Source organism: Bradyrhizobium sp. Ai1a-2, from assembly GCF_000426245.1.
Lineage (GTDB): Bacteria > Pseudomonadota > Alphaproteobacteria > Rhizobiales > Xanthobacteraceae > Bradyrhizobium.
On the sequence record NZ_AUEZ01000004.1, the window covers coordinates 205,136 to 214,053 of the forward strand.

The 8,918-nt window shown below is 62.7% G+C and carries 11 protein-coding genes; 5 read left to right on the forward strand and 6 right to left on the reverse strand.

Features of this window, described 5'->3' with window-relative positions:
- Positions 1 to 3 precede the first annotated feature (3 nt).
- From K288_RS0105335 to K288_RS0105350, 4 genes are all read right to left on the reverse strand, one after another.
- Positions 4 to 1,410 (reverse strand): MFS transporter, encoded by a 1,407-nt coding sequence (locus K288_RS0105335; protein ID WP_027578598.1) that lies wholly within the window; start codon positions 1,408 to 1,410, stop codon positions 4 to 6.
- A gap of 190 nt (positions 1,411 to 1,600) precedes the next feature.
- Positions 1,601 to 2,218 (reverse strand): DsbA family protein, encoded by a 618-nt coding sequence (locus tag K288_RS0105340; protein ID WP_244443059.1) that lies wholly within the window; start codon positions 2,216 to 2,218, stop codon positions 1,601 to 1,603.
- An 82-nt stretch (positions 2,219 to 2,300) separates the two neighbouring features.
- Positions 2,301 to 3,032 carry a DUF3750 domain-containing protein gene (locus K288_RS0105345; RefSeq protein ID WP_027578600.1) on the reverse strand — a complete coding sequence of 244 codons (732 nt, stop codon included), beginning with the start codon at positions 3,030 to 3,032 and terminating at the stop codon, positions 2,301 to 2,303.
- 89 nt (positions 3,033 to 3,121) lie between these two features.
- Complete coding sequence (locus tag K288_RS0105350; RefSeq protein WP_051334364.1) at positions 3,122 to 4,339, reverse strand: MFS transporter; 1,218 nt, start codon at positions 4,337 to 4,339, stop codon at positions 3,122 to 3,124.
- 96 nt (positions 4,340 to 4,435) lie between these two features.
- Between K288_RS0105350 and K288_RS0105355 the strand changes: the two genes are divergently transcribed.
- Positions 4,436 to 4,654 carry a hypothetical protein gene (locus tag K288_RS0105355; protein WP_027578602.1) on the forward strand — a complete coding sequence of 73 codons (219 nt, stop codon included), beginning with the start codon at positions 4,436 to 4,438 and terminating at the stop codon, positions 4,652 to 4,654.
- Positions 4,655 to 4,799: 145 nt separating this feature from the next.
- Here the strand turns inward: K288_RS0105355 and K288_RS0105360 are convergent, their stop codons facing one another.
- Positions 4,800 to 6,869 carry an ATP-dependent helicase gene (locus K288_RS0105360; RefSeq protein ID WP_027578603.1) on the reverse strand — a complete coding sequence of 690 codons (2,070 nt, stop codon included), beginning with the start codon at positions 6,867 to 6,869 and terminating at the stop codon, positions 4,800 to 4,802.
- 107 nt (positions 6,870 to 6,976) lie between these two features.
- Here K288_RS0105360 and K288_RS0105365 point away from each other — a divergent pair, with 107 nt between their 5' ends.
- Positions 6,977 to 7,234: a hypothetical protein gene (locus K288_RS0105365; RefSeq protein WP_027578604.1), complete on the forward strand. Its 258-nt coding sequence runs from the start codon at positions 6,977 to 6,979 to the stop codon at positions 7,232 to 7,234.
- A 106-nt stretch (positions 7,235 to 7,340) separates the two neighbouring features.
- Here K288_RS0105365 and K288_RS0105370 read toward each other — a convergent pair whose 3' ends face one another.
- Complete coding sequence (locus tag K288_RS0105370; RefSeq protein ID WP_027578605.1) at positions 7,341 to 7,529, reverse strand: DUF3072 domain-containing protein; 189 nt, start codon at positions 7,527 to 7,529, stop codon at positions 7,341 to 7,343.
- Positions 7,530 to 7,659: 130 nt separating this feature from the next.
- Between K288_RS0105370 and K288_RS0105375 the strand changes: the two genes are divergently transcribed.
- From K288_RS0105375 to K288_RS53520, 3 genes are all read left to right on the forward strand, one after another.
- Positions 7,660 to 7,860 (forward strand): hypothetical protein, encoded by a 201-nt coding sequence (locus K288_RS0105375; protein ID WP_027578606.1) that lies wholly within the window; start codon positions 7,660 to 7,662, stop codon positions 7,858 to 7,860.
- A gap of 127 nt (positions 7,861 to 7,987) precedes the next feature.
- Positions 7,988 to 8,242: a hypothetical protein gene (locus K288_RS44740; RefSeq protein WP_051334365.1), complete on the forward strand. Its 255-nt coding sequence runs from the start codon at positions 7,988 to 7,990 to the stop codon at positions 8,240 to 8,242.
- 266 nt (positions 8,243 to 8,508) lie between these two features.
- Positions 8,509 to 8,679, forward strand: coding sequence for a hypothetical protein (locus tag K288_RS53520; protein WP_160168937.1), 171 nt, complete (start codon positions 8,509 to 8,511; stop codon positions 8,677 to 8,679).
- Positions 8,680 to 8,918 lie beyond the last annotated feature (239 nt).

Here is an 8,918-nt window from a genome sequence, read left to right on the forward strand (position 1 = left end):
CCTTCAGGCTTGCCGAACCGACGCGGCCGCCGCCACGTCGTCTCCGGCCGTCAGCTCGCGATCGATCTGTTCGATCGACTTGCCCTTGGTCTCGATGCCGAGGAAGTAATAGACAAGGCCGGCCATCAGGAACCAGCACCCGAGATAGACAAAGGCGGTCGGGATTTGCGTCAGCGGCACGTCGGGCTTCAGGTAGTTGCTCGAGCCGACGATCAGCGCGAGGCCGACCGGACCGATGATCTTGCCGATGCCGCCGAAGCCATAGGCCGAGCCCATGCCGGTGGTGCGCAGATGCGAGGGCCAGACCTCGGCCGCGTAGGGCCCGACAATGGCAAAGCCGCCATCGGCGAAGAAGAATGCCAGGGCCAGGAGCAGCCAGAACGCCGAAACGCCGAACAGCGTCGCGTCGTAATGATAGCCCGCGATGATCGTCAGCGCGCCCGCGCCGAAGCCGAGCAGGCCGCCGGAGGTCCGCCGTCCCAGAAGCTCCGAGAGAAAGGAGAAGGAGATGCGGCCGAGGAAGCCGGAGATGCTGAGCAGGATCATCATCTTGGCGGCTTCCTGCGGCGTCACCTTCAGGATCAGCACGAACAGCGCCGGCGCCCACAGGGTGATGCCATACACGCCGGTCTGCGCGCCGGCATTGCCGAGCCAGGAGACGATCAGGCTGCGCGGATATTTGAAGAGATCGAGCCAGCTCGTCTTGATCACCGGGCCGGCATCGGCCGCCGTCGGCAGCGGGAGGGAGGACGGCTCGACCTGCAGCGCCCAGGCGAGCGATTTGCGGGCTTCCTCGTAGCGGCCCTGGCGGCACAGCCAGCGCGGGCTCTCGGGAACCCAGAGCCTGACCAGCAACACGAGCAGGGACGGCAGCACGCCGATCGCGAACATGAGCCGCCACTGGTCGGAGCCCATGAAGGCACCAAGGACGGCACCGAGCCCGACGCCGAGCGGGATCACGCAGGTGACGAGGCCGCCGACCCAGCCGCGCTTGTGCGAGGGCACGAACTCCTGCACCAGCGGCAGGTCCACGCAATAGAGCCCGCCGACACCGGTACCGACGAAGAACCGCAGGACCGCGAGATAGATCCAGCCGTTATCGGGGGTGAAGTACAGAAGGCCCGTGGCGATGGAGAAGTTGAGTACGGTGCCGATGAACACGATCCGGCGGCCGACGCGGTCGGCGAGCCATCCCCAGACATAGGCCCCGATGATTGCGCCGATGCCGGAGCTCATCAGCACCGTCGCCGACTGTCCGAAAGTGAGCTTCCACGGTCCGATCAGAAAGGCGAGCACGAAGCCGATCAGGAAATAATCGAAGAATTCCAGCGCGTCGCCGATGATGGCAGCCGAAAGGATCTTGATCTGGTTGCCGGACAGACTCCTCTGGCGATCGAGAATCTCGAACATGGCGTTTCCCCTTGGCGCCTGTTCATTTTGATTCAAGCGGACGTCGCGCCATCGCCCCGCCTATGGGCAGCGAAGCTATCCTTGAGCCGCGGCGAACGGCAAGCCCACCGGCGCGCGGGGCACATCTGCGTTGTGACAATGAGACGATGCATGCCGCTCTGCACAATCGCATATGCGAGAGCGGGGAGTGTTAGCGCTTGAGCAGGGTCTTGAGTTTCTTGTCCAGCTCTTCGTAGGACATCGCGCCCATCCATCGTTCGCCATTGACGAAGAAGGTTGGCGTGGCGTCGACCTTGAGCGTCTCCATTGCGTAGCGCTGGTCGGCGGCGATCTTGTCGAGCAGCGTCTGGTCGGTCTCGCAGGTTTCGACTTCCTGGTCGCTCATCCCGTTGAGCTTGCCGACGAGGAATAGCGTTTCCTTCGTTTGATCCATCAGGCGGGCCTGCTGCTTGAACAGCGTCTCGATGACGGCGAAATGCTTTTCCGGGTCGTCCTTGCCAATGCAACGCACCAGCATCGAGGCGGCCGCGGCCTTGATGTCGAGCGGGAATTCGCGAAACACGAACCGGACCTTGCCGGTGTCGATATATTTCGAACGCAGCATCGGAAAGACGTTCTCGCCGAATGCCGCGCAATGCGGACAGCTCATCGAGGCATATTCGGTGATCGTCACCGGCGCCTTCGGCGAGCCGATTGCGATGTCGGGCAATGACACGGGCTTGGCAACGGCGGCAGCGTTCGCGCTTTGCGCCTTCGCCTCCCGATCCATCGGCGGAGCAAGGAACGCAAGCAGGAGAATGAACCCCAAGGCGGCGCTGGTCGTGTGATTGAGAACAGGCAAGGAAATACTCCGCGAGTGATGCCTTTTCCGATGATAACCCGGCAGCCAGCTATGCCTGAGCCAGCGGCAGGCCGAGCCGGCCGATGCCGGGGAACTTCAGGGCCGGGCGACGGATATCGATGCCGAGAACTCCGCCGAGCAAGTTCAGCTCGATCCCTTCGATCCAGCCGATTGTCAGACCGAGATAGCCGCCCAATGTGGCGAAGACACCGGTACGTGACGCAGTGAGGCCAAACCACTCGCCCCGGTAAGGATAGTCCTTGCCGATCGCCGTCGGCGGCAGCACCGCCTGCAGCTCAGGGACGGCGTCGAGCGTCGCCTGCACAAAAGTGTTCGAGTTCGGACCTGGCCAGGCGCTGTAATCGCCATAGTCGCGAAATCTGTAATTCTCGATAACCGCCCTGATCTTCGGGATCAGCGGCTCGGCGCTCGCGCCGTCCACACTCACGATTGATTCCGGTACGGCGCCGAACCATCGGCCGTCGGCTACGAATCCGTCGGCCCGGATCGGTGCCCCCCACGCCGTGTAGTCATAGCGGCTGTAACGCGGCGCATCCCGTTCCTTGACCACGATCCAGGTGTGGACCGCGAAAATCCCGCGCCAGCGCACAGTGCGCGCAGCATAGACGCGGATGACGGCGTCCGGATGTTCTGAGGCTTTCGGCAACAGGCCAGCGCTCGAACGGTCGGCCGTCTGCCAATTGACGCGCCTGTCTCCGAGCAAATAGGTGACGGTCGAAAAGCCAAGCGGAACGACAATCAGCAGGATAAGGGTGACCACGGATTTCTTCACAGGGGGACATCGGCGGAGGGGTGGTCATCCCGATCTAAGCATTCCGGCGTGCCGGAACCAGAGCGGGCCAGCGGGCATCAGTATTTCTTCATTTCGGAAGCGAAGCCGACCCACAGCGCGACCGAGACCAGGCCGAGTGCGCCGAGCAGGACAAATGTCGGCGGGAAGCCGATCCATTGCGCGATCCAGCCGCCGAGCGCGGGGCTCAGCGAGGCGCCGACACCCTGAACGGTGATCACCGCACCCTGTCCGAGATTGATGCGGCCGGTCCCGTTCAGCGAGCGGGCGACCATTCCCGGGACTGCGACGCTCTGCAGGCCGGTGCCAATGCCGTCAAGAATTTGCACGGGCAGCACGCCCCACCATCCCGTCAGGAAGAACGCCAGGACGCCGCGCACGGGCAGCACCAGGAAGGACGCGAGCAGCACCGGCCAATAGCTGCGGCTTTCGGCCGCGCGCATGCCAACGATCGAGGTCACGACCATGACGGCCTGCGCGATCACGATCGTGGTCGCCACGAAATCCGGCCCCTTGGCATAGCCGTCGGCAACCGCCGCCAATCCATAGAGCGGAATGATCGCGGCATTGCCGAGATGAAAAGCGGCCAGCGCCACTGCGAGGACGAGCAGCGGCTTGTGTCTGGCCAGCACGGTGAAGCCGCTTGGCTGGCTCTCCGGGTCATCCTCTTTGCTGCCGCGCGCGGCGTTGTTGTCGATGGCATCAGGCGGGATCAGGAGGACGCAGGCGATCGCAATGGCGCCGAAGAGCGCGGCCAGCAGGAACACGGCCGTGTAGCCGTATTTCCAGCCGAGATAGCCCGATGCGGCCGCGCCGACCATGTTGCCGGCATGGTTGAAGGCCTGGTTTCGACCGTTCTGCCGGTTGAAGCCTTTCTGCCTGACGATGCCGAGCGTGATGCCGGTAACCGCGGGAACGATGGCGGCGCCGGCAAGCGAGGTCGCGATTTGCGATGCGGCGACAGCCCAGAAGTTCTGCGAGAGCAGAATGAGGGCCGAGCCGATGACGACGGCGACGCCCGGCACGATCACCCAGGCTCGCTTGTGCCGGCTTGCATCGATGAAGCCGCCGATCGGGGTCGTGATCAGCATGCCCGCGACGTTGCCAATCGTCATCACGGTCCCGATCCAGCCGCTCGCCCAGCCATGCGCCTGCAGGAAGACGCCGACGAATGGCCCGATGCCGGACTGCATGTCCGCCATAAAGAAATTCAGAGCGAGCAGAGGCCACAGCCGCGCCGCCTTGTCCGATCGCTCATTCTTCTTGCTGACACGCATGGCAAGTAGACTCGTGGCCAGTTAAGCGATTACCAGATGATTCTCCGAGACCGGCGGCGGGCTTGTGCCGCGGCGGTCGGAACAAAGCGTGGGATCATGAATTTGAAGGCGATGGTTCAAATCGACGTTCTTGAAAAACCGATCGAACGCATCAAGGAAACCTGCGTGATGATGGGCATCACGGAGAAGTTCGAACGCGCGCTTCCGGAGCTCGAGACGTTCCTGGAAGGCGAAGTGGCGAAAGGCGAGACCCGCGAGACGCGGCTGACTTACGAGGGGCTCTGCTACCTCAAGCAGATCTTCTCGAGGGGATAGGCGCGCTGCGCAGGGGAAGGTTTTCACGATCGGTCATCGGAGGATGGTTAGCGCGGCTTCGTTATCCGCCACGGGAGCCGTCGCAAATGTTTTGGACTTGGCATCAACGTGGCGCGGTAGGGATCGTTCCCGATCACCGTCCCGGCTAGCGCCACATCCCCCGCATCTTGGCGCGGATGTCGACAGGCGCTGCACGACCTGCCGGCCCAGTGGTCGCCGGGCGAGCGATCGGCCAGACGGTGCGCTCGAACAACGGCACCAGCCTTTCCGGAATGAACCGCGTGCGTGAGGCGTACATGTGCCGGTCGCCCTTGGCGCTCTGGCCGTGCACGAAGAAGCGCTGCGGCAGGATCAGGTGCAGATCATCCTTGGCGCGGGTCATGGCGACGTAGAGCAGGCGGCGCTCCTCTTCGAGCTCGGCGCTGGTGCCGGCGCCGAGATCCGACGGCATGCAGCCGTCGACGACGTTGAGCACGAAGACCGACTTCCATTCCTGTCCCTTGGCGGAATGGATCGTCGAGAGGATCAGATAGTCCTCGTCAAGCAGGGGCGGACCGGCCTGGTCGCTGGTCGCATCCGGCGGGTCGAGGGTGAGTTCGGTCAGGAAGCGCTCGCGCGATGGATAGCCGCTCGCGATCTGCTCGAGCTGGACCAAATCCGCGCGACGGACCTCGGCGTCCTCATGGATGCGGTCGAGATGCGGCTCGTACCACAGCCGTGCCCGTTCGATATCGGCGGGCCATTCGGAATAGCGGAGGTTCTCGATCGCGCGGACAAATCCCTTCCAGTCTTCGCCGGCGCGTGGCGGCGAGGGCAGGGTGCAGAGTGCGGCAATCGGATCGGCAGTCTCGGCCATGCGGTCGAGCACCCGCTGCGCCGAACTCGGGCCGACGCCCGGCAACAGATGCAGGATACGAAAACCGGCGACGCGGTCCCGCGGGTTCTCTACGAAGCGCAACAACGCCAGCATGTCCTTGACGTGGGCGGCATCGAGGAATTTCAGCCCGCCGAACTTCACGAAGGGAATATTGCGGCGGGTGAGTTCGATTTCCAGCGGACCACTGTGCGAGGAGGTGCGAAACAAGACGGCCTGGTGCTTGAGCAGTGCGCCTTCCTCGCGGTTCGCCAGGACCTGCTCGACGATGTAGCGGGCCTGATCGGCCTCGTCGCGGACAGCGGCGAGCTGCGGCTTGCGCGACGATGTCCGCTCGGTCCAGAGATTCTTGGTGAAGCGCTCCTTGGCCAGTGCAATCACGCCGTTTGCGGCCGACAGGATCGGCTCGGTCGAACGATAGTTGCGATCGAGTGTGATGATCTCTGCCCTCGGCGTAAACTGGTCCGGAAAGTCCAGGATGTTGCGGACCGTGGCAGCGCGGAACGAATAGATCGACTGCGCGTCGTCGCCGACGACCGTGAGTCCGCTCCCTCCGGGTTTCAGCGCGAGCAGGATCGACGATTGCAGGCGGTTGGTGTCTTGGTATTCGTCGACCATGACATGATCGAAACGGCCGCCAATCTCGTCGGCAAGCGCAGCGTCGGTCACCATCTGCGCCCAATAGAGCAGGAGGTCGTCATAATCGAGCACGTTCTGCTGCTGCTTGGCGTCGACGTAGGCGGCGAACAGCCGCTTCAGTTCGCTCGCCCAGCCCGAGCACCAGGGGTAGAACGTGCCTAATACGCCCTCGATCGGCGTCTCTGAATTGACGCAGCGGGAGTAGATCGAAAGGCACGTGCCCTTGGTCGGGAAGCGACTCTCGGTTTTGGAGAAGCCGAGGTCGTGCCTGACCAGGTTGATGAGGTCGGCGGAATCCTCGCGGTCATGGATGGTGAAGGCAGGATCGAGCCCGATCCGCTCGGAATATTCCCGCAACAGCCGCGCGCCGATGCCGTGAAAGGTGCCGGACCAGGTGAGAGCGTCGGTCATGACGCCGGCGTTGTCGCCGAGCACGCGGCGAGCGATCCGTTCGACGCGCTTGGTCATTTCCGCCGCGGCGCGGCGCGAGAAGGTCATCAGAAGGATGCGGCGTGGGTCAGCGCCGCTGACGATCAGATGCGCGACGCGGTGGGCCAGCGTGTTGGTCTTGCCTGATCCGGCGCCGGCGATCACCAGAAGCGGCGCGCCAATGGTTCCATGCGGCCCGACGCCGTGCTCGACGGCGCGCCGTTGCGCAGGATTAAGCGCTTCCAGATATGTGTCTTTGCTGTCCGCGAGCACGAATCACCCCGGAGAAAGCTAACAGATGTCGAGCCAGTGCGGATGAACGTCAGTGGCGGGAGCCAGAATTAGATTGACTTTGGCTACGCCCGTTGCACAACCGGGTCATGGGTGACGTATCGAGTTCCGACACACCGCTGAAGGCGACGTTCAAGATCAAGCTGAACGGCGAGACGGTCACGATCGCGACCGTCGGCCAGGCTTACCGCTTCATCACCAATCTGAATTCGGTGGAGTGGATGGAATTTCGCACGCTGCATGATGAAGCAGTCAGCGCGCTGGAGAAAGCCGCCGACAACGCGATGCTGGCGATCCCGGCGACAAATGCGCTGCGCGCTCTGTTCGTGCGCGCAAGACTCCTCTGAAAGGAACAAGACTCCTCTGAAAGGAAACGGGCCGCCTGGCCCCGTATCGTCGGCTATCCTCGCCGAGAAATCTCGTTCCGGCACGGCGAGGGGCTCTCACCATCGGCTAGAACGAATCCGCCAGGGCTATTTCTGCCTCGAGCGCATGAATGCGCCGCTCGGCTTCATCAAAGCTGAGATCTCGCGCGTACTGCTTGGGCTGGTAGGCCTCCTCCGCAAGACCCTTCAACTGCAATGCCTGGGCGCGGGTCATTTGAGCGCTGGCGCGCTCGCGCACCCCGCCGTACTTCACCATCGGTGTCCTCATGGGTCGGCCTCGTGGTCTCAAATCCGTGACTTGACTTTTCGTTCTATTTTTGTTCTAACAAATCATGGATAATAGAGTCAATGAAATTCGTCGCAAGATCAGTACGTTACGGGACGAGATGATCGTCGTCGAGGGCGTGATCCGCGACCAGGTCAATCACGATCACGATTGCACGGAAGCGGCGTGCCGGCTGCTTGCCATGCGTTCGGAGATGAGCGTGCTGATCGGTCAGTGGAAGGCTGCCGGTGGCAGCGAGCGGCTCCCAGACGTCAGAGAGCACCTGAAACGCCAGCCGGCTGCGCGACCGAAGAAGGATTGAGCGCCTCGCGAGCGGAGCCGCGTTTGCGGATCCGTACGCATGGAGTTGCGCGACAGCATGATAGCGTCGCGCCCGTTTCGAACCAGGAACGGACGTCGTTTCCGCGCGTTTTCATCGCGAGGAGACCATGACTGAGCCCTTGTCCATATTGATCGAAGATTCGGTGCAGATCGCCTGGGATTTTCTCGAGCGCACCGGTGAACTCGAAGATGCCGTAGTCGCGAGCCGCTTTCTCGTGGACGATATCGAATTGATGGTGCTGCGGGGAGAGCGGCGGCGCCTTCTGCTGTCGAACAAGGCGATCGACGACTATCGGCGTTTCAAGCACAAGCGCGCGATGCAGGTCGGGCGGGAATTTGCGACGTTTCACCGGGTGGATTGATCTGGTCGCGGATTGATCTGGTCAGGCCGAGCAGTTAGAGCGTTTTCGAGCGAAGTGGACATCGGTTCGCGTAAAGAAAACGCGTCAAAACAAGAATCTAGAGCTTCGGTTCTGATCCAATCAGAACCGAAAATGGTCTATCCGATCTCTGGCAGCCGGAATGATGCGGCGAGGATTTTGCGTCGCGTTGCCCGATGCTTCCGTTGGTGGGAGCGTCAATCCAGCACTGTCTCGGAAAGAGAGGGGGACAGCCGCGAAAACCCCCGGTGACGACCCTCGAGCAGAGCCTCCATGCCACGGCGGTGCAGCCACAGCAGGCCGACGGCAAGCTGGCGAAGATCGTTGCGGTCGGCGCCGACGGGAAGCCGGCGTGCACGGCGCAGCGCGTCGGCCGCCTGTTGCTCCAGTCGTCCGTGAAGAATCGCCCAAGCCATTGATGTGGAGTCGATTTTTCGGTCGTGAGGGGGTTTGAGATTGCAAGCTTTCGGGGTTTGACGCCGCAAAAGCTTGCAAATCTGCATTTGAGGATACCGCCGAATCGCGCGTCGTGATTCCCTCGGTCTGACCGGAGGGGACGATGAAGCCAAAGGAACGACGCGACAGCGGACAGGCCGATCTTCTGCGCTCCCGGCTGGACGCGATCCTCGACATGGATCATGCACTGGTAAAGCTTTCG